The sequence below is a fragment of the Actinomycetospora termitidis genome (genome assembly GCF_030286555.1).
GTDB lineage: Bacteria > Actinomycetota > Actinomycetes > Mycobacteriales > Pseudonocardiaceae > Actinomycetospora > Actinomycetospora termitidis.
In genome coordinates, this window is the sequence record NZ_JASVWF010000002.1 from 225,215 (window position 1) to 246,957 (window position 21,743).

Sequence of the window (21,743 nt, forward strand, 5' to 3'; positions counted from 1 at the left end):
GGCCGGCGCTCAGGATGCGCCGTCGACCAGCAACGACGACCGGGTGGCCTCGGCGGTGTAGAGCGGCGGCGCGAGGAGGTCCCGGTTCCCGACGACGTCGCCACGTCCGGCGCCCCGCCGGGTCCGCCAGGCCGTGACGTGGTCCGCCGCGCTGCCGTGCGGGTCGAGGTGCAGCACCCGGGCGTACTGGTGGATCGCCTCGTACACCGTCTCGGACAGGGCCGTGATCGGCGGGGCCCAGGCGCCGTGGGCCGCGTGGTAGCGGGCCACCAGCTCCGCGTTGCCGCCCACCGGCCCGCCCTGGAAGTAGCCGAGCGCGGTGCGCAGGCCCTCCGCGGCGCGGCCGCCGATGTGGGAGAACGTGGCGTCGTCGAGGACCAGCGACACCGTGCGGGTGGTGTCCCGGAGCCCGGCGCGTTCGGCGGCCCGCTCGAAGGCGACCTCGTCGGCCCCCACCAGCGAGCTCAGCACGAGATCGGCGCCGGACGCCTGGACCGACTCGATGATCGTCCCGAAGTCGGTCGTCCCCAGCGGCGTCAGCCGTTCGCCGGCGACGTCTCCGCCGGCCGCGTCGATCACCCGACGGGCGTCCCGGTGGGCGCCGCGGGACCAGACGTAGTCCTGCCCGACCAGGTACCACCGGCGGGCGCCGCCGCTCGCGCGCATCGTCGGGCCGACGAGGGCCTCCAGCTGCGCCCGGGGGCGTTCGCCGAGACGCAGCGTGGTCGCGGAGTCCCCGCCGCCCTCGTTGATGACCGAGTGGACCAGCAGCACCCCCGACGACTCGACCGCGTCCCGCACCGCCTCGAAGCTCGCCGAGGTGCTGTTCACGAACACCGCCCGGCACCCCAGCGCGACCATCCGCCGGGCCTCGAACGCCGCCTGGGCCGCGTCGGTGGCGTCGTCCGCGGTGAGGAGGGTCAGCCGGGTGCCCGCCACGCCGCCGTCGCTGTTCACCTCGTCGACGGCGAGCTCGGCCATCGCCTGGGCGGAGACCGAGTAGATCGCGCCGGGACCGGACATCGTCGTGATCGCCCCGATGCGGATCGACCCGTCGTCGGGCGGGTCCGGCAGCGGGATGCCGACGCGGTGCAGCAGCCACTGCACGCCGGGGTCGGGGATGGTCGCGCGGACCGTGACCCGGGTGCGCGCGACGCCGTCGGCGCGGAAGCGGATGCAGAGCCTGCCCTGCCACGGCTGGGTGTGCTCGACGACGAGGAGCGTGCCGGGCACCACGCGCGAGAACCGTCCGAGCAGCTCCAGGCTCTCCGCGTCCGGCCCGTCGCCCACCGGCAGGCGCATGCTCACGGTCGCGCCCTCGGCCACCCGGTCGCACCGCGCGCCGAAGAGCCACCCCGCGGACCCGGTGGTGCCGAAGAGGGCGAACACCTCGTGCCGCGGGAGGTCGACGACACGGTCCGCCGCGACGGTCGTACTGGTCATCGCGGCCTCGCGGTTCTCCTCAGCCGGCCTCGTGCTCGCGTCGGTCGTCCTGCTCGTCCTGCCCCGTGACGTCCGGCGCGGCGATCCCGTCCACTGCCCGGTCCATGATCGACTGCAGGTAGACGAACGCGTCGCGAACGGTACCGTCCCGATCCAGGGAGTAGTAGCGGTTGCGCCCGTCCCGCCGCTCGATCACGACGCCCGAGGTCCGCAGCACGCGCAGGTGGCTGGACACCGTCGTCCGACCGACGGAGTCGATGCGGTTCGCGATCTCGGTGACGGTGAGCTCGCCCTCGCGGCCGAGCTCGGCGAGGATGCGACGCCGCACGCGGTCCGACAGGGCGTCGAACGCGAGGTTCTCGTTCGCCTCCATGGCGCGGACGTTACCACCCGTCGACAGATGTGCACTCATCGTGCCGATTCACGACGCGACCAGTGGCGGGACCGCCCGGTGGAACCCGGTGTGCGCCTGCAGTGCAGCGGCGGCCCGGAGCAGGGTGGCCTCGTTGAACGGCCGCCCGATCAACTGCATCCCGACCGGCAGCCCCTCGGCGTCGAAGCCGCACGGCACGCTGATCGCCGGCAGACCGGTCAGCGACGGCAGCCCGGTGAACTGCATGATCGCCGAGAGCATGTCCTCGGGGGCACCCGGCGTGATCTCCACGCTCGTCTCGCCGAGCGGCGTCGCCGCGAACGGCAGCGTCGGGCACACGAGCACGTCGGCGTGCGCCAGCGCGGCCATCGCCTGCTCGCGCAGCAGGGCCCGGTAGCGCTGGGCCTGGAGGTACTGGGTCGCGAGCAGCAGTTCGCCGGCCTCGAGCAGCAGCCGGACGTCGTCGCCGTAGTCCTGCGGACGCTCCCGCAGCCACCGCTGGTGGTACGTGCTCGGCTCCGCCGCCTCGATCGTCAGCTGGGCGGAGATGTTGCCCTCGATGTCGGGGATCGTGACGTCGACGGTGTGCGCCCCGGCCCCGACGAGGACGTCCAGGGCGCTCCGCACCGACTTCTCCACCGCGGGCTGGACGTGGTGCAGCGAGTAGTCCTCGATCACGCCGATCCGCAGCCCCGCGACGCCGCGGTCGAGATCGCGGGAGTGGTCGACGGTGCCGCGTTCGACCGACCCGGCGTCGTCGGGATCGAACCCGGCCAGCACCGTGAACATCGCCGCGACGTCGGCGGCCGTGCGCCCCATCGGCCCGACGGTGTCCATGCTCCACGCCAGCGGGACCACCCCGGCGTTGCTGACCCGCCCGATCGTCGGTCGGAGCCCCGTGACGCCGTTGAGCGCGGACGGGAGCCGCACCGAGCCGCCCGTGTCGGTGCCGAGGGCGCCCGCGCAGGCCCGCGTCGCGACCGCGACCCCGGACCCGCCGCTGGACCCGCCCGGCATGCGGGAGGTGTCCCAGGGGTTGGTCACGAAGCCGTGGTGCGGGTTGGCGGAGGTCCCGCCCCAGGCGAACTCGTGCATGTTCGTCTTGCCGACGATGATCGCGCCCGCGCCGCGCAGGCGGCGGACCACGGCGGCGTCGGCGTCCGGACGGTGGTCGGCCAGGATCTTGCTCCCCGCCGTCGTGATCTCACCGCGGACGTCGATGTTGTCCTTCAGGGCGATCGGCACGCCGTGCAGCGGTCCGAGCCGGTGGCCGGCGGCGATCATCGTCTCGCTCGCCCGGGCCACCTCGAGGGCCTGCTCCGCGTACACGGAGATGAAGGCGTGCGTCCCGGAGATCGCCTCGATGCGGCGCAGGGTCGCGTCCATGAGCTCGACGGGCGACAGCGCGCCGGAGGCGATCAGCTCGGCGGACCCGGTGAGGGTGTTCTCGACGACGTCGTCGGTCACGTCTCGCTCCCTTCGGCGGCCGGGGGCTGGCCGAACACGGTGGCGGGCATCAGGGGGCGCAGGGACTCGGCCTGCATCCGCGTGCTCAGGGCGTTCGCGTCCGGGATCCAGGCGGAGAGCAGGGCGGCGACCGCAGCCGCGCGGCCCTCGTCGAGCGGGAGCCCGGCGAGGGTCGCGGCCGCGGCGACGGTGCCGGCCGTGACCGGGCCGGCACCGTCGTCGTCGGGACGGGTCATGCGTCCGTGCCCGCCGGGACCACGGCCACGGGGTCCCGCACCGCGTGGTGGTGGTCCATCGTCGAGGGCTGGTCGAGGATCTCCTGCGTCCGGGTCTCGAGCTCCTCGCCGCTCACCCACCCCTTGGCGTGCGCGAGCTCCTCCAGCGCGGCCAACCACCGCTCGTAGTAGCTCCACCGCTCCAGGTCCGACTGCTCGGACTCCCACCGGCGGATCGCCGCGATCAGCTCGGACTGGAACTCCTCCCAGGGGAACCCGAGCTTCTCGTGCAGGGCCACCGTCATGGCGAAGGCACGGATCTCCCACGCCTGGTCGAAGGCGACCTCGCCGTCGTGGCGGGGGATGCGGTCGTTGAACGGGAGCACGTCGACCAGGGAGTCGACCCGCGGCTTGGTCTCGGCGGACGGCCGCTCGTTGATCGTCTGCACGCTCAGGCCCCCGGGCTCTGCACGCCACCGACGCCGATCATCGCGTCGCGGGTGACGAGTGCCTCGAGCTGCTCCTCGGTCCAGCCGTCGGTGCCCTCCGGGCGCATTGGCAGCACGAAGTAGCGCAGCTCCGCGCTGGAGTCCCACACCCGGACCTCGACGCTCTCGGGCAGGTCGAGCCCGAACTCCTTCATGACGCCGCGCGGGTCGCGCACCGCGCGCGAGCGGTAGGCGGGGTACTTGTACCAGTTCGGGGGCAGGCCCAGGACCGGCCACGGATAGCAGGAGCAGAGCGTGCACACCACCATGTGGTGCACCGACTCGGTGTCCTCCAGGGCGATCATCTCCTCGCCCTGCATGCCGCCGAAGCCCAGCTCCTCGCAGGCCTTCGTGGCGTCGGCGAGCAGGCGGGCCTTGAACTCCGGGTCGGTCCAGGCCTTCGCGACGACCTTCGCGCCGATCTGCGGCCCGACCTCGTTCTCGTAGACCGAGGACATGTAGTCGATCGCGTCGGAGCCGATGATCCCCTTCTCGACGAGGATGGACTCCATGGCCTTGGCGCGGGCGGCCAGCTCGGCGTCGCTGTGCCTCGACAGGCCGGCGACGGGCTGGATCTTGTCGTCTGTCGACGTCATCTCGTGTTCGTCCTTCGCTGGTGACGGTCGGGGGCTCACGGGGTCGTGAGGTAGGGCTCCCACAGGTCGATGTGCATGACGGAGTTGACGGCGCCGGGCTCGTCGCCCCACAGCTCCTGCGCGGTGAACCGCACGGTGTAGAGGTGGTGGGGGTCCTCGCCCAGGCCGGACGCGTTGGAGTCCGGGTAGACGTAGGCGCCGTGGTGGTGGGTGATCTCGCCGACGTGCCCGCGCACGTAGCTCGCCCGCCGGGTGTGGCTGGTGGAGGCCTCCGGGCGGACCCGCACGGTGTCGCCGATCCTGAACTTCGGTTCCGCCTCGACGTCGCGGCGGTAGTCGTCGCCGTTCGGGATCAGCTGCTTGAGCGCCTCGACCAGCTCCGGCTTCGTCGCCTTCGGCACCTCCTCGCCGGGGTTCTCGAGGTAGTGCTGCGTGCGGCGCTCGAGCTCCTCGGGATCGAAGATCCCCGCCTCGGTGCCGTGCAGCACCATGGAGTGCATCCAGTGCTCGTAGTAGCGCGAGGTCAGGTACTCCGCGGCCGGGATCTGCTCCATGCCGGATCGGAAGCCGTCCAGGTTGAAGGCGCCGGCGATCGCCATCGCCGGGAACATCGGGAGGACGCGCTTCTCCCACTCCGAGCCGAACACGGGCTCGTCGTCGGGATGGACGACGGGGCCGTGGCCGGCCTTGCCGCCGAGGTCGTGGATTCCGTCCATGGCTTCTCTCTCCGGGATTCGTGACGACGGGTTCGTGACGACGGGTCAGGCCGGGACCGCGGCGCCCGCCGGCGCAGGGAAACCGCCGACGGCCTGCTCGTAGGCGTGGGCCGCGCGCAGGACGGTGGCGTCCGCGAACTGGCGCCCGACGATCGACATGCCGACCGGGAGGCCGTCGGCGAGCGGAGCGGGCACGGAGCACACGGGGTGGCCCGTGACGTCGAACGGCGCAGTGTTGGCGAGCATCTCCAGCGCGCGGCCGAGCAGTTCGGGCGGGCGGGCATCGCGGCCGGGGCGGACGGTGGCGCGCATCGGCAGGGTGGGCAGCACGAGCACGTCGACGTCGGCGAGCGCGGCGTCGTAGGCGGCCGCGAGCTTCGGCGCGAGGTTCTGCGCCATCGCGTAGTGGCGCCCGTGGGTGGAGTTCAGCCCGTACTTCCCGGCGAGCAGCACGAGGTTGACCGTGGTGGGGAAGCGGCTGCCGTCCTCGGTCCAGCGGCGGCCGTAGTGCTCCATGACGTCCGGGTCGAACAGGCCCTTCCAGTTCAGGCCGTAGCCGGAGTTCTCGATCATCTGCGAGGCGGCGCCCTCGGTCGCGATGACGTCCCAGATCTTCGGTCCGTGCAGGTGCCAGGGCACGGACACCTCGGAGACGGCCATCCCGGCGTCGGCGAGCGCGGTGATCGCCTCGCGGACCGCGGCGTCGACCTCGGGTTCGGACTCGGCGAGGCCGAAGCCCTCCCGCAGCACGCCGACGCGCAACCCGCTCGCGCCGCCCGAGAGCGCGCCGACGTAGTCGTCGGCGGCGACGCCAATGGGCTGGCGCGGGTCGTGGCCGTCGGCCCCGGCGATGACCGACAGCATCAGGGCGGCGTCGGCGACGGTCCGGGTGATCGGGCCGACGTGGTCGATGGTCGACTCGATCGGGAAGGCGCCGGTGTAGGGGACGAGGCCCCAGGTGGGCTTGTGCCCGACGACGCCGCAGTCCGAGGCGGGGATGCGGATCGACCCGCCCTGGTCGCCGCCGGTGGCCATGTCCACCACGCCGCCCGCGACGAGCGCGGCGCTGCCGCCCGACGAGCCGCCGGCGTGCCGGGTCGGGTCCCACGGGTTCTCGACGTCCCCGGTGTTGGCGGTGATCCCGGCCCCGGAGAAGCACAGGTCCTCGCAGACCGCCTTGCCGGTGATCGTCGCGCCGGCCTCGAGCAGGCGCGTGACGATCGTGGCGTCGGTGTGCGGGACGTAGCCCTCGACGGTGGCCGAGCCGTTCGTCATCGGCACCCCGGCGACCGCGGTGTTGTCCTTGATCGCGACGGTGCGCCCGGCCAGCGGGCCGTCGGGCGCCCCGGCGATCGAGGTCGTGACGTACCAGGCGTGGTACGGGTTCTCCGCGGGCTGCTGCCAGGCCCGGTCCGGGACGACCGGCGCCTCGGCCGCGTAGAGCTCCTCGACCGCGTCCCAGGAGCCCAGCAGCCCGGCCACGACCGGCGCGTACTCGTCGACCTCGGCGTCGGATAGACCGAGCCCGTATCCGGCGGCGACGGCGGCGAGGGCGTCGTGGTCGGGCGGTGGGAGAGGCATCGGGGCTCCTCGCGGTCGGGTCGGATGTGTGACTGGCCGCACGCTAGGAAGCACATCGTCAATATGTCAATGCACTCCGACGTATCCACATGTTCCGTTCCGATGACGCCGTTGCGGCCGGGTTTCGTCACGTCCGCGCGGCGCGGTGTATCTGCCGACGGCTATCGACACGTTCCGATGAGGAGGCTTAGCGTCTGCCCGCCGCCGTGCCCTCTCGGCGGTCCCCGAGTCGAGGAGCGTGCCCGTGACGTCGGTCGTGGCCGGGTCGACCCGCTGGACGCAGCGCGAACGCCTGCAGCTGACGGGCATCGTCGCCGTCATCGGCGTCCTGCACATCGCCGGCTGGACGCTGTACCTGTCCCTGACGTCGGGTCCGCTCGGCGCCGGGGCCTTCGCCGGCGCGGGCGTCCTGGCCTATGTCCTGGGCATCCGGCACGCCTTCGACGCCGACCACATCGCCGCCATCGACGACACCACCCGCCTCATGGTGCAGCGGGGTCGGCGTCCGGTCGGCGTCGGCTTCTTCTTCGCGATGGGGCACTCGTCGGTCGTCGTCGCGCTCTCGCTGATCGTCGCGGTCGCCGCCGGGGCCGCGGTGGCCAGCGGGACGATCGACCAGTGGCGCGCCGTCGGCGGCACGGTGTCCACCGTCGTCGCGATGGTCTTCCTCGGCCTGGTCGCGGTGCTGAACGCCCTGGTGCTCAAGGGCATCGTCCGGGCGTGGTCCGACCTGCGGCGCGGGCGCCTCGACGAGGCCGACCTCGAGCGTCAGCTACTCAACCGGGGGCTGGTCAACCGCATCCTCGGCGGGCGGGCGCGCACCCTGATCAAGCACTCGTGGCACATGTACCCGCTCGGGATCCTCTTCGGGCTGGGCCTGGAGACCGCCTCCGAGGTCACGCTGTTGACGCTCTCGGCCACGACCGCGTCGACCGCGGGCGGCGTCGCGGGCGGGGCGCCGCTGCTGGCCGCGCTCACGCTGCCGCTGCTGTTCGCGGCCGGCATGAGCGCGTTCGACACGTTCGACGGCGTGCTGATGTCAGTGGCGTACTCGTGGTCGAACCGCAACCCCGCGCGGCGGCTCTTCTACAACATCGCCACCACGACGGCGACCGTCGCGGTCGCGGGCTTCATCGCCACCGTCTACCTCGCCGGCGTGCTGGTCGACGAGCTCGGCATGGTCGCGCTCGAGGGCTACGCCGGACTCGCTGACGACTTCGAGGTCCTCGGCTACGTCATCGTCGGCTTCTTCGTGCTGGTGTGGGGCGGCGCCGCCCTGCTGTGGCGCCTGGGAGGGTTCGAGCGTCGGCACCCGAACCGGACCGACGACGCGGTGCACGACGAGGCCGACGTCGCGAGGGAGCCGGACGTCACCGCCTCGTGAGGGGCGTTCGCTCTCGGGGGTGACCTGCTTCGGGGTCTGCGCCAGGACCGGCGCCGCGCGGCGTCCACCGCGCGGGCAGCGACGGTACTCTCCGGGTGTGGCAGCCGATCCGTCGTCGAGTCCGCTCCCGTACCTCGGGCGCGGAGCGTCGGTCGGCGCGATCAGCGTCTCGCTGCTGCCCGAGGACCAGGCGCGCTTCCACGAGGCGCTCGCCGCGGCGCGCCGCGCCGGAGATCCCGAGGCCGAGCAGGTCGCCCTGGAGCGCTGGCGGGGGATCGCGCTGCTGCAGGCCGACCCCGAGCGCTACGCCGCCACGGTGCGCCGCCTCGCCGAGCGCAAGACCGGGCGGCCGGTTCCGCCGGACGAGCCGTTGTCGGTGACTCGACGCGTCGCCGGCCTGTAGCCGGTGTACGAGGTCATCACCGACCTCGTCGAAGACCTGGCGCCCGGACGAGGTCAGCGGCGCACGGTCCAGTGCAGGTGCAGGACCCGGTCACCCTGTACGACCTGATCGGGGTCGTCGAGCAGGACTGCGCCGGTGTGGTCGCCGAAGAACCGCTTCCCGTGGCCCAGGACCACCGGCGCCATGTCCATCGCGACCTCGTCAACGAGGCCGGCCGCGAACGCCTGCCCGCCCACCTCGCCCGCCGACACGCAGATCAGGCCGTCGTCGCCCGCCAGTTCCCGCGCCCGGGCGATCCCGGCCTCGACGGAGTCCGCGGGGTGGGTGGACGCGTCCGGGTGGGCGGCGAGCCACTCGTCGGGCAGGGGCCGGTGGGTGACGACGACGAGGTGCTCGCCCGCCGCCGCCTTCCCGTCCCAGCCGTTCGTGAGGTCGAACAGGTGCCGGCCGATGACGGTGACGTCGATGGCGTCCCAGAACGGCTGGGCGTAGGTCGCCGACGCGGGGGAGACGGTGAACCGCCAGCCGCTCGGGCGGGCGAGGAGCTCGTCCTCGCCGTTGAAGTACCAGTCGAACAGGGGGCCGACCTCGTCGTCGGGATCGGCGACGAAGCCGTCGACGGACACGACGCCCTGCATGACGACACGGGCCATGGTGGTGCTCCTTCAGTCAGGTCGACCTGCTCGGATGCGCGACGCTACTATATAGTCCTGCAATAGGACTATCCGTTGTTCCCAGTGGGTCTTCTAGGTGGAGGCCGGGTGGGGCAGGGACACTCCGAGGGTGAGTCCGACGTCGGCCCGGGACGCTCCTCGGTGGCGGCGCATCCCAGGCGTGCTCCGGCGCCTGGCTGCGATCCGGCTGCGGTACGTCCCGGCCGTGCTGGGGTGCCTCGTCATGGTCGTCGGCATCGTGCTGGGCCCGACGGGGCTCCTGCTCTGGCCCTACCAGACGTTGTCGCTGGCGCGCCCCGGCGCGCTGGTGCTCCTCGCCGTCGTCGGCGCAGTGGTGGCCTCGGCCCACGGGTACCGGAACGTCCCGTTCCGGATCAGCACCGTCGTCATGAGTGTCGCCGGCTGCGGCCTGGGCCTGCTCTTCGTGGTCCCGGCCGTGGAGGACGGCCTCCTGGCGCCGGCGATGACGACGGCGGTGGTCGGCGCCCTGCTCGCGGTCGCCGGCACCGTGCTGCTCGCCGTCGAGCCCGTGCTCCCGCGGGTCCGGCTCGGCCGGGTTCGGGATCGGGTCGTCCTCGGAGCAGCCGTCGTCGGGGTGGTCGCCCTGGTGGTGACCGCCACGGCGTGGGCCCGGTCCCCACGGACGAGCGTGTCGGACGTGCCCGTCTCCGACCTGCCGGTCGTGGCCGCCCCGGGGATCGTCGGGTGGCGGTGGCAGGCGAACGCCCGCGTGGGGCAGGTCGCCCCGATCGCCGGGGGTGTGGTGCTGGACCGCGACACCGAGGACGGCGACGAGACGGTCGCGCTCGACGGAGCCCGCGGGGCCGTGCGCTGGACCTTCATCCACCCCGGCGTGGAGTTCAGCGTCCAGGACGTCTCGCCCGACGGCGGCACCGTGGTCATCTCCCAGACCATCCCCACCAAATCCCGCTCGTTGGGCCATCCCGATCTGCTCTCCGTCGTCGACGCCCGGACCGGGGAGGTCCGCGCCGAGGTCGCGGCCGGGGGCACCCTCGTCGACGTCACCGACGACGTGCTGGTGGTCCGGGAGCCACGCACGGACCTCTCGCAGGAGACGCTCGTGGCCTACGACCTGCGCGACGGCTCCCACCGGTGGGACTGGTCCCCGACCGACGAGTCGGACATCCGGCCCGGGGACTGCCTCGGGATGCGCGCGACGAGCGAGAGCCCGCTCGACCTGCGCCTGCCGACCACCGTCCTCGCCTGGTCGGACTGCCGGCCCGAGGACGGGTCGCGGGGTCTCGAGCGACGGATCGTCGGGCTGGACGGGCGGACCGGGGACGAGCGGTGGCGCTTCGGTCCGGTCCCGGTGACCACCCTGCCGCCCACCGTCGGCGCCGTCCCGGGATCCGACGTCGTTGGTATCGGTGGCCTGTCGCCGAGGTTCCTCGACGGCGCCACAGGCGTGCCCGTCTCGGCGCCGCCCGTGGCGTGGCCCCCACGGGAGTACGACTCGACGGCCGGAATCCCGGCGCCGGGCGCGTTCGTCACGGTCGAGCGCCCCGTCGTCGGAGGGAGCACGGTCGTCGGATCCCGGGGCTGACCGTCGTCGGCGTCAGGCCGCGATGACACCGCCGTCGACGGCGAGCGCGGAGCCGTTGACGTAGCTGGAGGCGTCGGAGGCGAGGAAGACGGCCGCCGTCGCGATCTCGTCGGGCTCGGCGAGGCGGCCGAGGGGGACCATGGTCTCCAGGGCGGCGAGGTCGTCGGCGGGGACGAGGTCGAGCAGGCCCTGGGTGCGGGTGCCGCCGGGTGCGAGCACGTTGATGCGGAACCTGCGTTCACGGGCGCTCTGGGCGAAGCCGCGAGCGAGGTTGTGGATCGCGGCCTTGGTCGCGCCGTAGACGGGCAGGGCCGGCTGGGGGAGTGAGGCGGCCGTCGAGCCGGTGAGGATGATCGACGCGCCGGGGGAGAGCAGGGGCAGCGCCTTCTGTACGGCGAACACCGTGCCTTTGACGTTGGTGGCGAACATGGCGTCGACCTGCTCCTCGGTGATCTCGCCGAGCGGGGCCGCGATGCCGATCCCGGCGTTGGCGACCAGCACGTCGATCCGTCCCGCCTGCTCGGCGACTGTCGCGAAGAGCGCGTCGAGGTCGTCGAGTCGGCCCACATCGGTCCGGATCCCGGTCACCTCGGGGCCGAGCTCGGCCTCGACGGCGTCGAGCTGTTCCTGACGGCGGCCGGTGACGAACACCCGCGCGCCCTCGGCGCGGTAGGCACGTGCGATCGCCAGCCCGATCCCCGAGTTCCCTCCCGTGATCACCGCGACCTTGCCGTCGAGCGTGGCCATGAGCTCCTCCGTCCATCGTTTTTGACCGTACGGTCCACAACGTGCCGCATATGGACCGAACGGTCAAGAACGGATACCGTCCGGGGTGTGCCTCGACCCCGGGAGTTCGACGAGGGCCGCGTGGTCCTGGCGATCCGGGACGAGTTCTGGGACAAGGGCTACGCGGCCACGTCGACCGACGACCTGCTGCGGGTGAGCGGGCTGGGCAAGGGCAGCCTGTACGGCGCGTTCGGCGACAAGCGCAGCGTGTTCCTGCGGGTCCTGCGTGAGTACGACGACGCCAACCTGCAGGCGCTCCGGCAGCGTCTCGACGACGCCGAGCGGGGAATCGTCCTGGTCCGCGAGTTCCTCCTCGGGCCGACCGACGACCCGACGGGTGCTGCCGCGCGCCGTGGCTGCCTGCTCGCCAACAGCAACGCCGAGCTCGCCGTCAGCACCCCCGACGTCGCCGCCGAGGCCCGCCGCACCTACGCGGCGATCACTGCGATCCTCGCCGAGGCGCTCGAGCGGGCCCAGCGCGAGGGCGACCTCGATCCTGCCGTCGACGCCGGCGAGACCGCCCGCGCCATGCTCGCCGCCCAGCTCGGCATCGTCGCGCTCGGACGCACCGGGATGGACCGCGACGACCTAGCCACCGTGGCCCGGTCCGCACTGGCACGGCTGCTGCCCGTCCCGACGCTGTAGGAGTGGGGCGTTGATCGCCGCCCTCACTTCCGGGGAGACCGGCCTGCGATATGGCCGCTTACTGGCGTCGATCACCGTCCTGCTCGGCCGACCTGACTCTGCCCCGATCCGTGACGGTGGAGCATCGCCACTCCGATGCTGCGGGTCGCGGCTCAGCGTCCGAGGAACCTCGGTTCCTTCCGGGCCAGGTTCGCGGCGACGCCGATCGAGCAGTCCTCGGTCGTCCACAGCTTGGCCTGCTCGTTCAACTCCCGCTCCGTCGCCCGGGCCACCTCGTCGGCGAGGCCAGCGCGGAGTGTCTGCTTCATCGACCGGACGGCCAGCGGTGCGGAGCGGGCGATCGATCGGGCGAGCTGCAGCGCGGCCGGGAGCGGATCGGAGTCTTCGGCGAGCTGGTCGGCCAGGCCGAGCCGGACCGCCTCGGTGCCGTCCACCTTCTCCGCGGTGTAGAGGAGTTCCGCGGCTCGCTGCTGCCCGACGAGGCGAGGGAGTGTGACGCTCAGGCCGAAGCCCTGGTGGAAGCCCAAGGCCGCGAAGTTCGCGTGGAATCGAGCGGTCGGGACGGTGACGCGGAAATCTGCCGAGCAGGCCAGGCCGAGGCCGCCGCCGACCGCTGCGCCCTGCACCGCGGCGACGACCGGGATCGGCACCTCGAACAGTCGAACTGCCGCGCGGTAGAGCTGCCGGGAGCTCTCGACCCGGTCGGCGGGGGCGCCGCCGGCTCCGAAGTCCGCCCCGGCGCAGAAGTGCTTGCCCTCCGAGGCGAGTACGGCGGCGCGGGATTCCCCGGCGGACAGGGCGTCGAAAGCGTCAGCCAGCTCCTCGATCAGCGCCCGGTCGAAGTAGTTGGCGGGCGGGCGGTGGAGGGTGACGACGGCGACGTCATCGACGCGATCGGTGCTGATGTCGCTCATGGGGCCGGCTCCAGCCGTGGTTCGGGGTCGGTGATCAGATGGGCGAGGGAGCTCGCGGCGACCGCCGTGTGGCTCAGACGGGTGGCGAGGTTCGCGGCGTCGCCGAGGTCGGCCCGCCAGGTCATCAACCGGCGAGTCAGGTGCTGGAGGCGGTACTCGCGCGTCATCCCCATCGCCCCGTGGGCCTGGTGGGCCGCGGCGATCGCGATGCCGGCCTGTTCGGCGACGACGAGCTTGGCGGCGGTCGCCTCGAAGGCCGCCTCCCGGAAGGCGAGGGACATCGCCGCGCGCTCCACGACGTGGAGCGACATCGCGGCCGCCTCGGCGAGCAGGACGACGTGCTCCGCAACTGCCTGGAACCGCCCGATCGGCCGGCCGAACTGCTCGCGCTGCTGTGTGTACTCCCGGGTCAGGGCGGCCGCGGCGTCGATGGCGCCGGCGAGCTGCGCGGCCCTGCCGAGCATCGCCCGCGACAGCAGGTCCTCGCGGGCGATCTCGAGGGTCTCGGCGGGGGTCCCGTCAACCGTGAGGTCGTCCGCCGGCATGCCGGCGAGGTCGGTCCGCTCCCGGACCGTGGCGCCGCGGACGTCCAGCAGCAGAACACGGTCCTGGTGCAGTGCTACGAGCCGGGAGACGTTGCGGCCCCACGGAACCGCGTGCAGGTCACCGCTCGCGCGCCCGTCGTCGATCCGGAGAGCGGCCGTGGCGGCGAACCCGGTCGGCTCTCCGTCGACGGGCCGGCCGGCGGACGTCAGAGCCCAGCCGGCCGTCCAGGTCTCCAGCAGTGGGAGAGGCACGGCGTGGCGCCCGGACCCGATGAGCACGGCGACGGCGTCCCCGATGCCGCCGCCAGCGCCGCCCCGCTCCTCGGGCAACCCGATGCGGGACAGCCCGATGCCGTCGGCTGCGCGCCAGAGCGCGGTCGGGAACTCGCCGGTCTCGGCGGCGGCGATCGTCGCAGTACCGGACTCGGTGCCGAAGAAGTCTTCGACGAGGGCGAGGAGGTCCGGATCCGGGGCTGTGTCGCTCATCGGCCGTTCAGCCCCTTCATGATCACGGTGCGGAGGATCTCGTTCGTGCCGCCCCGGATGGTCCAGGAAGGCGCGGTGAGGACGGCCCGGGCGAGCAACGCCTCGTACGGGTCGTCGGCGTCGAGCCGCGGAGTCCGCCCCAGGTGCCGGAGGACGACGGCCAGGCAGTCCTGCTCGAAGCGGGTCGCCATCTCCTTGACCAACGCGGCCTCGGTCGACGGGGAGGCGCCCTCGTCAACCATCCGGGCGATGGACAGTGACAGCCCGCGGAAGGCCCAGAGTCGGGCCGTGATCCCGCCGAGGTCCGTGGCGCAGTCCGGGCCCGCGGTGCGGGCCCATGTGACGAGGATCGGCATCAGCGACATCCACCGGTCCACGCCGCCCCGCTCGAGGGCGAGCTCGCCGGTGTTCTGCGACCAGCCCGCGCCGACCTCGCCGAGTCGTCGGTCGTCGCCCAGGACGACGTCGTCGAACTGCAGCTCGCAGAAGTCCCGGGTCCCGTCGATGAACGGGATCGGAGTGACGGTGAGCCCGGGGGAGTGCCGGTCGACGACGAACTGGGTGAGCCCGCCGTGCCGGTCGTCGGAGGTTCGGACCAAGGTGAGGATGTGGGTGGCGTCCGCGCCGCCGGTTGTCCAGATCTTGCGGCCGGAGATCCGCCAGGTGTCGCCGTCGCGGACGGCGCGGGTCCGCACGGCGGCCAGGTCGGAGCCCGCCTCGGGTTCGCTCATGCCGATGGCGAAGGACAGCTCGCCTCGGACGATGCCCGGCAGGAGCTCCTTCTTCAGCAACTCGCTGCCGTTCGCGGCGATGTTCGGGCCGGACTGTCGGTCAGCCACCCAGTGGTGACCGATCGGTGCGCCCCGGGCCAGGAGCTCCTCGACGACGATCAGCCGCTCGACCGCGGTGCGTCCGCCGCCGTCGTACTCCGGTGGCAGGGACATGCCGAGCCAGCCGCGAGCGCCGAGGTCACGAGAGAACTCCGGGTCCCGGGCGCCGTTCATGCCCAGCCCAAGGGGATAGTGGCCGGGCGGGAGACGCTCGTCGAGGTAGTGGCGGACCTCGGCCTGCAGTTCGAGCTCGGCATCGGTCAGCGTCGTGGGCGCGAGCCTCATGCGGACTCCTCCTGGTGCAGGGCGGGTGCGACCTCGCGCAGCAGCTCGTGGGTGTGCTCGCCGATCAGCGGCGCGGCTCGCCGGACGCCGCCGGGGGTGGCTTCGAAGTTCGCCATCTGGGGGAGCACCCGGTACCAGCCGGTGACGGGGTGCTCGGCGATCGGGAGCTCGTCGACCATCTCCTGCAGGGTCGTGACCCGGGTGGCCGGAATCCCTGCCTCCCGGCAGAAGTCCAGCCATTCCTGCGTGGTGCGGGTCGCGCACACGGCCCGGACGTCGCGGTACAGCGAGTCCGCGTTGGCGATCGTGGCCCGGAGGTCGACATAGCGGGGATCGGACCCGGCGTCGGCCACCCCTGCGGTGGCGAAGAGCCGCGAGTAGTGCTCGGGGCGGTAGGGCAGCATGTGGACGAGGCCGTCGAGGGTGCGGTGCGGGCGCCGCTCGGGCGTGAGGATGCGCGGGTAGCCGGCTTCGCGTACGGGTGGCTCCGCGATGGCACCGCTGCCGTGCTCGGCCAGCATGAATGCGGTCATCGCCTGCACCATGGGGACCTCGACGTGCTGGCCGGCGCCGGTCCGCTCGCGGTGCAGCAGGGCCGCGGTGACCGCCTGCGCCATCACCAGGCCGCAGACCTTGTCGGCGAAGATCGTCGGCATGAGGCCAGGAGTGCCGGTGACCCGTTCGAGGAGGTCGGACACACCGGTGGCCGCCTGGATGATGTCGTCGTAGGCGGGTTCCCCGGCCCGGTCGCTCTCCAGCGGGAACCCCTGCGCCTGGCAGTACACGACGTCCGGCCTGATCGCCCGTACCGACGGGTAGTCCAAGCCGAGCCGGACGAGGACCTGCGGGCGCATGGTCGCCACCACGACGTCGCAGGTCTCGATCAGAGCTCTGACCGCCGCGTGGCCCTCGTGCGACTTCAGATCGACGTCCAGGGACCGTTTGTTGCGCAGCAGGTTCAGCGAGATCCCGGAGAACTCCGAGTGGGGGCCCGGGCCCATCACTCGGTTCGTGTCGCCGCCGTCGGCCTCGACGAGGATCACGTCGGCGCCCTGGTCCGCGAGGATCTGAGTGGCGAGTGGGCCCATCACGACCCGGCTCAGGTCCAGGACCCGGATGCCGTCGAGCGGCCCCGGTGCGGGGAGAGTGGTCATGGAGTGTGGACCTTTCACGTACGGAGATCGCGGATCAACGGGCAAGGCGTGCACCGTCGATCGGCAGGGCGACGCCGGAGATGCGCCGGGCCTCGTCGGACGCGAGGAAGAGCACCGCGTCGGTGACGTCCTCGGCGTCCACCCAGGGGAAATCCATCGGGTGCATCGCGCGGTACGGGGATCCGGCTCGCTCGGCGTCCTCTCGGGTGGGTGCGTCGAGGTCCGGGAAGAACCGAGCCAGGGTGGGGGCGTTCTGGATCATCGGGGTGTCGACGTTGCTGGGACACACCACGTTGACCCGCACCCCGTGCGGCGCCAGCTCCAGCGCGAGGGTCTGGGCCAACCCGATGACGCCGTGCTTGGCGGCGCTGTAGTGGCCGATCGTCGTCGACCCGCGTAGGCCGGCAGTGGAGCTGGTGAAGACGATCGCCCCGCCCCGCCCCTGCTGCACCAGGAGCGGCACGGTGGCCTGGACGGTGTGGAAGGCGCCGGTCAGGTTGACGTCGATCATCTCCTGCCAGGTCTCCCGCGGGAGCTCGGCGAGCCGGCCGTAGGACACGATCCCCGCGTTGACACTGACCACGTCGAGACCGCCGAGCTCGGCCGCGGCGTCGCGCACCGTCGAGACGAGCAGATCGGCGTCCCGGACGTCGACCTGCGCCGCCACGACCCGACGGCCGAGGAGCGCGACCTCCTCCCGAGTGCGGTCGAGGTCCGCCGGGGTGCTCCCCGCGTAGGGGGCCGACCCCATCGACGCGCAGGCGTCGACGAGGACGACGTCGGCCCCTGCGGCCGCGAAACGCCGCGCGTGACTGCGCCCCTGGCCCCGCGCCGCCCCGGTGACCAGGGCGACCTTGCCCGCGAGCCGTCCCACGTCAGTACGCGCTGCATCCGGCGTCGACCGGCATCGCCACGGAGGTGACCACCCGCGACTCGTCCGAGAGCAGGAAGAGCACCGTGTTGGCGATGTCGTCGACCGTGGTCACCTCGAGCCCGAGGGCGTTGCCATACATGCCGCCGAGGTGCGGGTTGCCCGCGAGCGCCGCGTCCATGGCGTCGCGCGCCTCCTGCGTCGCGGAGGAGTGCATGCTCATCGCCGTGTCGACGCTGGTGGGGTGGATGCTGTTGACGCGGACGTCGTCCTTGCCCAGTTCCGCGGCGAAGGCCTTGGCCATTCCCGTCAGCGCGAATTTGCTGGCCACGTAGGGCACCAGGAACGGCAGCGCCTTGATGCCGGCGACCGAGCTGGTCAGCACGATCGACCCGCCCCCGCTCGCGACGACGTGCGGAGCGGAGGCCATCACGCTGTTCCACACCCCGGTGAGGTTGATCGCGATGGTGTCGTCGAAGATCTCGGGCGTCACCTGGTCCCACGGCTTCATGATCGTGATGCCGTGGTTGACCACCACGCCGTCGAGCCGGCCGAGCTGCGCGACGCCGGCGTCCACGGCCGCCCCGAGCGCCGCTCGGTCTCTGACATCGACCTGCGCCGCGTGAATCCGCCGACCCTGTGCCTCGACCAGGCGCGCGGTCTCGGCGAGGTCCTCCTTGGTGGCACCCGGGTAGGGCACCCCGCGGATGGGCTCGCAGATGTCGACGGCGATCACGTCGGCACCCTCCTCGGCGAGGCGGACGCAGTGCGCCCGTCCCTGCCCGCGGGCGGCTCCGGTCACGAACGCGACCTTCCCGGCCATCCTGCCTGCCATGACTGTCCTTTCCCGAGTGATGGCGATCAGCGCCGCGCAGCCTTGCGGCCCAGCAGCTGTGTGGGGATGCGGAACGTCTCCGGGCCGACCAAGGTCGCCACAGCCGAGGCGATCACGAATCCCGCGCACATCCAGGCGACCGGCAGCCAGTTCGTGGGGGCGCCCCCGGTGAGCACGGTGGCGATGGCCGGGCTGAAGCCGGCCGCGAGTAGGCCGATCATGATCCCGATCGCGATGCCGCTGTAGCGCACGCGGACCGGCAGCTGCTCGGAGAAGTAGACCCCGTAGATGGCGTTCGGGGCCGAGTAGCCCAGTCCGATCAGCACGATCGACGAGACGTAGACCCACACCAGGTCGCCGGACTCGATCGCAGCGAAGAAGGGGAACACCATCGCGCCCGCGCCGAGGGTCCCCAGGGCGAAGACCGGCTTGCGGCCGACCCGGTCGGAGAGCCACCCGTAGAGCGGGGCGGTCACGACGGCCACCGCGTTCGCGACCGTGATGACGGAGAGGATGGTCCCTTTCGAGAAGCCTGCCTCCTCCGTGGCGTAGGACAGCGCGTACACGTTGATGATCGTGTTGAGCACGCCGAACAACATGGAGACGGCCACGCGCACGACGACGACCCAGTGGTCGCGGAAGACCTCGACGACGGGCACCTTCGCGGTGCGGTCCGCCTCCTGGATCTCCGCGAACACCTCCGGCTCCTGCAGGGTCCGGCGCAGGAGGTAGGCGATGCCGGTGACGACGATGCTGAGCCAGAACGGAATCCGCCAGCCCCAGGAGAGGAGCGCGCTCTCGGGCATGGCGGCGATCGGGATGAACACCAGGCTCGAGATCACGATGCCGAACATGATGCCGCTCATGGCGAAGCTCCCGAAGAAGCCTCGGCGACGGTCGGGTGCGTGCTCGACGCTGAGGGAGCTGGCACCCGGCGATTCGCCACCCGCAGACAGCCCCTGCAGCAACCGCAGGGCGACCAGGAGAATCGGCGCCGCGATGCCGATCGACGCGTAACCGGGCAGACATCCGATGAGGAACGTCGAGCCCCCCATGAGGACCAGGGTCATCATCAGACTGGTGCGCCGGCCGAGCCGGTCGCCGATGTGACCGAACAGAATCGCGCCGAGAGGCCGCGCCACGTACGCCACGCCGAGTGTCGCCACGGAGAGCAGGGTCGAGGTGGCGCCCGACGCGGGGAAGAACACCTTGCCGAAGACGAGCGCGGCCGCGGCGGCGTAGATGAAGAAGTCGTAGTACTCCAGCGTGCCGCCGAGGAACGCCGAGATGGCCGCCCGACCCGGCCGGTTACGGTGACCGATCGCCTCGGCCGGACCTGTCCCGGGCCGCTCGAGACTCTCCGAGCCCGTGGCGTCGGGCCCCACCGCGGTCACGACAGGCCCCGCGAGGCGCGGTACTGCGCGGTCGCCTCGGCCTGCGAGCGGCGGGTGGCGTCGGCGCCGGCGGTACCCGAGGACAGGGTCCGTTCGACGGCGGCCTCGATGGTGTGGATCCGTCCGTTCATGCGAGGGATGACCTCCTCGGCGAACAGTTCGTAGCTGCGCAGGGTGGCGGGCCAGCGGGCATAGTCCGAGCCCTGGAACAGGTACGTGCCGAAGCCGCCGGAGCGCTCCTGCAGGCGCAGCAGCTGCGCCACGGCCATGTCCGGGGTCCCGACGACGCCCCGACCGGTCTCGTTGAGCATGTCCACCAGCTCGTCGACGGTGTCGTACGACCCGACCGAGGCGGGGGTGATGTGGGAGAGGTAGTTCATAATCCACGGCATGCCGTAAGCGACGTCCTTCTTCGCCTGCTCCACGGTCTCGGCGATGTGCATCGGCCCCAGGAGACGCCAGTTCTCCCGCTTCACGATGTGCCCGGACCGGGCCGCCTCTTCCTCGACGATCTGCCACTGCCCGGCGAGCCGGTCCGTGCCCGTCGGGTCCGTGGCGGCCAGGGACAGCAGGCTGACGCCGTGCTTGCCGGCCAGCGAGGGGCCCGCGGCCGAGATCGAGCCGGTGACCGCGACCTCGAAGTCTGAGTAGCGCGGAAGCTGCAGGACGGCGTCCTGGAGGGTGAACCACTCGGTCTTGGCGGTGACGGTCTCGCCTGCGAAGAGCCGCATCATGACATCGAGGGCCTGCTCCATCCGGGCTCGCTGCGTCGACGGCTCGATACCGATCATCGTCGCGTCCTCGAGAAGCTGGCCCGGGCCGACACCGAACGCCATGCGACCGCGGGTCAGGTGGTCGAGCTGGACGATCCGATCCGCGAGGATGAACGGCTGGTGGTAAGGCAGCGACGACACTCCCGTGCCGAGCCGAATCCGGCTGGTCCGCTGCGCTGCCGCGGCGATCATCACCTCGGGGGAGGCGATCGTCTCGACGCCGCCCGAGTGGTGCTCGCCGAACCAGATCTCATCGAACCCGAGCCGGTCGAGATGGACGGCGAGGTCGAGGTCGCGGTGCAGCGCGAGGTTCGGGTCCAGTCCGGGGCGGTGGTACGGACCGAGGAAGACGCCGAACCGCATCTGCGTAGGAGAAGAGAACATGACACCTCTGTCTGCTCGGGGCCTGATGCCCGCCGGGGTGGGCTTGGTCGGATGCAAGCAGACGGGCCATGTACATGCAAGAGTGTATGCAAAACAGCGTACGGCTTAGTAGGCTGCGCCGGTACGCTCGTCACGCCCGTCGATGTCGGAGGAGACCGATGACCGCGACCCGAGTCAGTAGTGCGCTGCGGTGCGCCACTGCCGTGCGGACGATGATCCTCACAGGGGAACTCCTCCCGGGCGAGAAGGTGCGGCAGGAGGACCTCGCGGGACGGCTGAAGATGAGCCGCATCCCGGTCCGAGAGGCGCTGTCCACGCTGGAGTCCGAGGGCGTGATCGTGCACCGCCCGAACACGGGCTACACCGTCGCGCGGTTCAGTAGCGAGGACCTCGACGAGATCTATCTGATGCGGCGGCTGCTGGAGACCGAGGTGGTGCGCACGGTGGACCTCGCCGAGGTGGACGTGGCCGAGTTCGAGAAACTGAATGCAGCCCTCACGGAGCTCTCCATCGACGAGCAGCGTGAGGAGTTCGACCACGCCAACGAGCGCTTCCACTTCCGGCTGTTCGAGTACTCGCCGATGCTCCGCGTCCGCGAGGAGATCGCGCGGCTGTGGCGCCTGTCGACCTTCTACCGGTCGGTATCCTGGAACGGTCCCGGCTCGCAGGCCCGGGTGCTCGCCGAGCACGACCGCATCCTCGAGGCGCTCCGAGCCCGTGACCTCGGTGCGGTCCTGTCGGCCTGTGACGAGCACCGCTCCGGCACCCAGGACCTCGTCGCCGGCCGCGTCAGTCGTTTCCGCTTCACGGCTTGACCCCGGGGATTGGACTCGAGTATCGGCTGGCTGCTCTGCCGACGCGGTCTTGAGAACCACCACCGAGGGCCTGTGCAGCAAGCAGCGGAAGGAAACCCCTCAGCTCGTGTCAGCTCGTGCTG

General features: G+C 71.9%; 23 protein-coding genes. 5 read left to right on the plus strand and 18 right to left on the minus strand.

The window, feature by feature from the left end; translation table 11 throughout:
- Positions 1 to 9: 9 nt before the first annotated feature.
- The 8 genes from QRT03_RS08960 to QRT03_RS08995 are packed head-to-tail and all read right to left on the minus strand — an operon-like array spanning position 10 to position 6,879.
- Entirely contained in the window at positions 10 to 1,443 is a 1,434-nt protein-coding gene (locus QRT03_RS08960; protein WP_286052321.1) for an ABC transporter substrate-binding protein, read from the minus strand.
- Between the two features lie 19 nt (positions 1,444 to 1,462).
- The gene (locus tag QRT03_RS08965) at positions 1,463 to 1,816 is read right to left on the minus strand and encodes an ArsR/SmtB family transcription factor (protein WP_286052322.1); all 354 of its coding nucleotides are present in this window, start codon (positions 1,814 to 1,816) and stop codon (positions 1,463 to 1,465) included.
- A gap of 48 nt (positions 1,817 to 1,864) precedes the next feature.
- On the minus strand, positions 1,865 to 3,283 hold the full coding sequence (locus tag QRT03_RS08970; protein ID WP_286052323.1) for an amidase: 1,419 nt from the start codon (positions 3,281 to 3,283) through the stop codon (positions 1,865 to 1,867).
- Positions 3,280 to 3,519: a hypothetical protein gene (locus tag QRT03_RS08975; RefSeq protein WP_286052325.1), complete on the minus strand. Its 240-nt coding sequence runs from the start codon at positions 3,517 to 3,519 to the stop codon at positions 3,280 to 3,282. The genes QRT03_RS08970 and QRT03_RS08975 overlap by 4 nt, the downstream gene beginning before the upstream one ends.
- Positions 3,516 to 3,947, minus strand: a complete 432-nt coding sequence (locus tag QRT03_RS08980; RefSeq protein ID WP_286052326.1) for a nitrile hydratase accessory protein — start codon at positions 3,945 to 3,947, stop codon at positions 3,516 to 3,518. Before QRT03_RS08980 ends, QRT03_RS08975 begins: the two co-directional genes overlap by 4 nt.
- A 2-nt stretch (positions 3,948 to 3,949) precedes the next feature.
- Positions 3,950 to 4,582 (minus strand): nitrile hydratase subunit alpha, encoded by a 633-nt coding sequence (gene nthA, locus QRT03_RS08985; protein WP_286052327.1) that lies wholly within the window; start codon positions 4,580 to 4,582, stop codon positions 3,950 to 3,952.
- 35 nt (positions 4,583 to 4,617) lie between these two features.
- Entirely contained in the window at positions 4,618 to 5,298 is a 681-nt protein-coding gene (gene nthB / locus QRT03_RS08990) for a nitrile hydratase subunit beta (protein ID WP_286052328.1), read from the minus strand.
- 45 nt (positions 5,299 to 5,343) lie between these two features.
- Positions 5,344 to 6,879: an amidase gene (locus tag QRT03_RS08995; protein ID WP_286052329.1), complete on the minus strand. Its 1,536-nt coding sequence runs from the start codon at positions 6,877 to 6,879 to the stop codon at positions 5,344 to 5,346.
- 244 nt (positions 6,880 to 7,123) lie between these two features.
- Here QRT03_RS08995 and QRT03_RS09000 point away from each other — a divergent pair, with 244 nt between their 5' ends.
- On the plus strand, positions 7,124 to 8,263 hold the full coding sequence (locus tag QRT03_RS09000; RefSeq protein WP_286052330.1) for a HoxN/HupN/NixA family nickel/cobalt transporter: 1,140 nt from the start codon (positions 7,124 to 7,126) through the stop codon (positions 8,261 to 8,263).
- Positions 8,264 to 8,360: 97 nt separating this feature from the next.
- Entirely contained in the window at positions 8,361 to 8,666 is a 306-nt protein-coding gene (locus QRT03_RS09005) for a DUF6247 family protein (RefSeq protein ID WP_286052332.1), read from the plus strand.
- A gap of 53 nt (positions 8,667 to 8,719) precedes the next feature.
- On the opposite strand, the gene QRT03_RS09010 is transcribed toward QRT03_RS09005, so the two are convergent.
- Entirely contained in the window at positions 8,720 to 9,319 is a 600-nt protein-coding gene (locus QRT03_RS09010; protein WP_286052333.1) for a dihydrofolate reductase family protein, read from the minus strand.
- A 181-nt stretch (positions 9,320 to 9,500) separates the two neighbouring features.
- On the opposite strand from QRT03_RS09010, the gene QRT03_RS09015 reads away from it, so the two are divergent.
- Entirely contained in the window at positions 9,501 to 10,904 is a 1,404-nt protein-coding gene (locus tag QRT03_RS09015; protein WP_286052334.1) for a hypothetical protein, read from the plus strand.
- 12 nt (positions 10,905 to 10,916) lie between these two features.
- Here QRT03_RS09015 and QRT03_RS09020 read toward each other — a convergent pair whose 3' ends face one another.
- Positions 10,917 to 11,651: an SDR family NAD(P)-dependent oxidoreductase gene (locus QRT03_RS09020; RefSeq protein ID WP_286052335.1), complete on the minus strand. Its 735-nt coding sequence runs from the start codon at positions 11,649 to 11,651 to the stop codon at positions 10,917 to 10,919.
- Positions 11,652 to 11,738: 87 nt separating this feature from the next.
- Between QRT03_RS09020 and QRT03_RS09025 the strand changes: the two genes are divergently transcribed.
- On the plus strand, positions 11,739 to 12,335 hold the full coding sequence (locus tag QRT03_RS09025; protein WP_286052336.1) for a TetR/AcrR family transcriptional regulator: 597 nt from the start codon (positions 11,739 to 11,741) through the stop codon (positions 12,333 to 12,335).
- 152 nt (positions 12,336 to 12,487) lie between these two features.
- Here QRT03_RS09025 and QRT03_RS09030 read toward each other — a convergent pair whose 3' ends face one another.
- Genes QRT03_RS09030 through QRT03_RS09065 form a run of 8 tightly spaced genes read right to left on the minus strand, consistent with a single transcriptional unit; the run spans position 12,488 to position 20,806 of the window.
- Positions 12,488 to 13,249 (minus strand): enoyl-CoA hydratase/isomerase family protein, encoded by a 762-nt coding sequence (locus tag QRT03_RS09030; protein WP_286052337.1) that lies wholly within the window; start codon positions 13,247 to 13,249, stop codon positions 12,488 to 12,490.
- The gene (locus tag QRT03_RS09035) at positions 13,246 to 14,280 is read right to left on the minus strand and encodes an acyl-CoA dehydrogenase family protein (protein ID WP_286052340.1); all 1,035 of its coding nucleotides are present in this window, start codon (positions 14,278 to 14,280) and stop codon (positions 13,246 to 13,248) included. The genes QRT03_RS09030 and QRT03_RS09035 overlap by 4 nt, the downstream gene beginning before the upstream one ends.
- Positions 14,277 to 15,395, minus strand: coding sequence for an acyl-CoA dehydrogenase family protein (locus tag QRT03_RS09040; RefSeq protein WP_286052342.1), 1,119 nt, complete (start codon positions 15,393 to 15,395; stop codon positions 14,277 to 14,279). Before QRT03_RS09040 ends, QRT03_RS09035 begins: the two co-directional genes overlap by 4 nt.
- On the minus strand, positions 15,392 to 16,549 hold the full coding sequence (locus QRT03_RS09045) for a CaiB/BaiF CoA transferase family protein (protein WP_286052343.1): 1,158 nt from the start codon (positions 16,547 to 16,549) through the stop codon (positions 15,392 to 15,394). Before QRT03_RS09045 ends, QRT03_RS09040 begins: the two co-directional genes overlap by 4 nt.
- Positions 16,550 to 16,583: 34 nt before the next feature.
- Positions 16,584 to 17,423 carry a mycofactocin-coupled SDR family oxidoreductase gene (locus QRT03_RS09050; protein ID WP_286052344.1) on the minus strand — a complete coding sequence of 280 codons (840 nt, stop codon included), beginning with the start codon at positions 17,421 to 17,423 and terminating at the stop codon, positions 16,584 to 16,586.
- A 1-nt stretch (position 17,424) separates the two neighbouring features.
- Positions 17,425 to 18,255 (minus strand): mycofactocin-coupled SDR family oxidoreductase, encoded by an 831-nt coding sequence (locus QRT03_RS09055; protein WP_286052346.1) that lies wholly within the window; start codon positions 18,253 to 18,255, stop codon positions 17,425 to 17,427.
- A 26-nt stretch (positions 18,256 to 18,281) separates the two neighbouring features.
- Complete coding sequence (locus tag QRT03_RS09060; RefSeq protein ID WP_286052347.1) at positions 18,282 to 19,649, minus strand: MFS transporter; 1,368 nt, start codon at positions 19,647 to 19,649, stop codon at positions 18,282 to 18,284.
- On the minus strand, positions 19,646 to 20,806 hold the full coding sequence (locus tag QRT03_RS09065; protein WP_286052348.1) for an LLM class flavin-dependent oxidoreductase: 1,161 nt from the start codon (positions 20,804 to 20,806) through the stop codon (positions 19,646 to 19,648). The genes QRT03_RS09060 and QRT03_RS09065 overlap by 4 nt, the downstream gene beginning before the upstream one ends.
- Before the next feature lie 158 nt (positions 20,807 to 20,964).
- Here QRT03_RS09065 and QRT03_RS09070 point away from each other — a divergent pair, with 158 nt between their 5' ends.
- Complete coding sequence (locus QRT03_RS09070; RefSeq protein WP_286052350.1) at positions 20,965 to 21,621, plus strand: GntR family transcriptional regulator; 657 nt, start codon at positions 20,965 to 20,967, stop codon at positions 21,619 to 21,621.
- The last annotated feature ends 122 nt before the right edge of the window (positions 21,622 to 21,743 follow it).

Excerpts from the sequence above, each read along its gene's own strand:
- QRT03_RS08965 (WP_286052322.1), bottom strand. The coding sequence starts at position 1,816 with ATGGAGGCGAACGAGAACCTCGCGTTCGACGCCCTGTCGGACCGCGTG.
- QRT03_RS09055 (WP_286052346.1), bottom strand. The coding sequence starts at position 18,255 with ATGGCAGGCAGGATGGCCGGGAAGGTCGCGTTCGTGACCGGAGCCGCC.
- QRT03_RS08995 (WP_286052329.1), bottom strand. The coding sequence starts at position 6,879 with ATGCCTCTCCCACCGCCCGACCACGACGCCCTCGCCGCCGTCGCCGCC.
- QRT03_RS08960 (WP_286052321.1), bottom strand. The coding sequence starts at position 1,443 with ATGACCAGTACGACCGTCGCGGCGGACCGTGTCGTCGACCTCCCGCGG.
- QRT03_RS09045 (WP_286052343.1), bottom strand. The coding sequence starts at position 16,549 with ATGACCACTCTCCCCGCACCGGGGCCGCTCGACGGCATCCGGGTCCTG.
- QRT03_RS09040 (WP_286052342.1), bottom strand. The coding sequence starts at position 15,395 with ATGAGGCTCGCGCCCACGACGCTGACCGATGCCGAGCTCGAACTGCAG.
- QRT03_RS09070 (WP_286052350.1), top strand. The coding sequence starts at position 20,965 with ATGACCGCGACCCGAGTCAGTAGTGCGCTGCGGTGCGCCACTGCCGTG.
- QRT03_RS09035 (WP_286052340.1), bottom strand. The coding sequence starts at position 14,280 with ATGAGCGACACAGCCCCGGATCCGGACCTCCTCGCCCTCGTCGAAGAC.
- QRT03_RS08975 (WP_286052325.1), bottom strand. The coding sequence starts at position 3,519 with ATGACCCGTCCCGACGACGACGGTGCCGGCCCGGTCACGGCCGGCACC.
- QRT03_RS09030 (WP_286052337.1), bottom strand. The coding sequence starts at position 13,249 with ATGAGCGACATCAGCACCGATCGCGTCGATGACGTCGCCGTCGTCACC.
- nthB (WP_286052328.1), bottom strand. The coding sequence starts at position 5,298 with ATGGACGGAATCCACGACCTCGGCGGCAAGGCCGGCCACGGCCCCGTC.
- QRT03_RS09065 (WP_286052348.1), bottom strand. The coding sequence starts at position 20,806 with ATGTTCTCTTCTCCTACGCAGATGCGGTTCGGCGTCTTCCTCGGTCCG.
- QRT03_RS09010 (WP_286052333.1), bottom strand. The coding sequence starts at position 9,319 with ATGGCCCGTGTCGTCATGCAGGGCGTCGTGTCCGTCGACGGCTTCGTC.
- QRT03_RS09020 (WP_286052335.1), bottom strand. The coding sequence starts at position 11,651 with ATGGCCACGCTCGACGGCAAGGTCGCGGTGATCACGGGAGGGAACTCG.
- nthA (WP_286052327.1), bottom strand. The coding sequence starts at position 4,582 with ATGACGTCGACAGACGACAAGATCCAGCCCGTCGCCGGCCTGTCGAGG.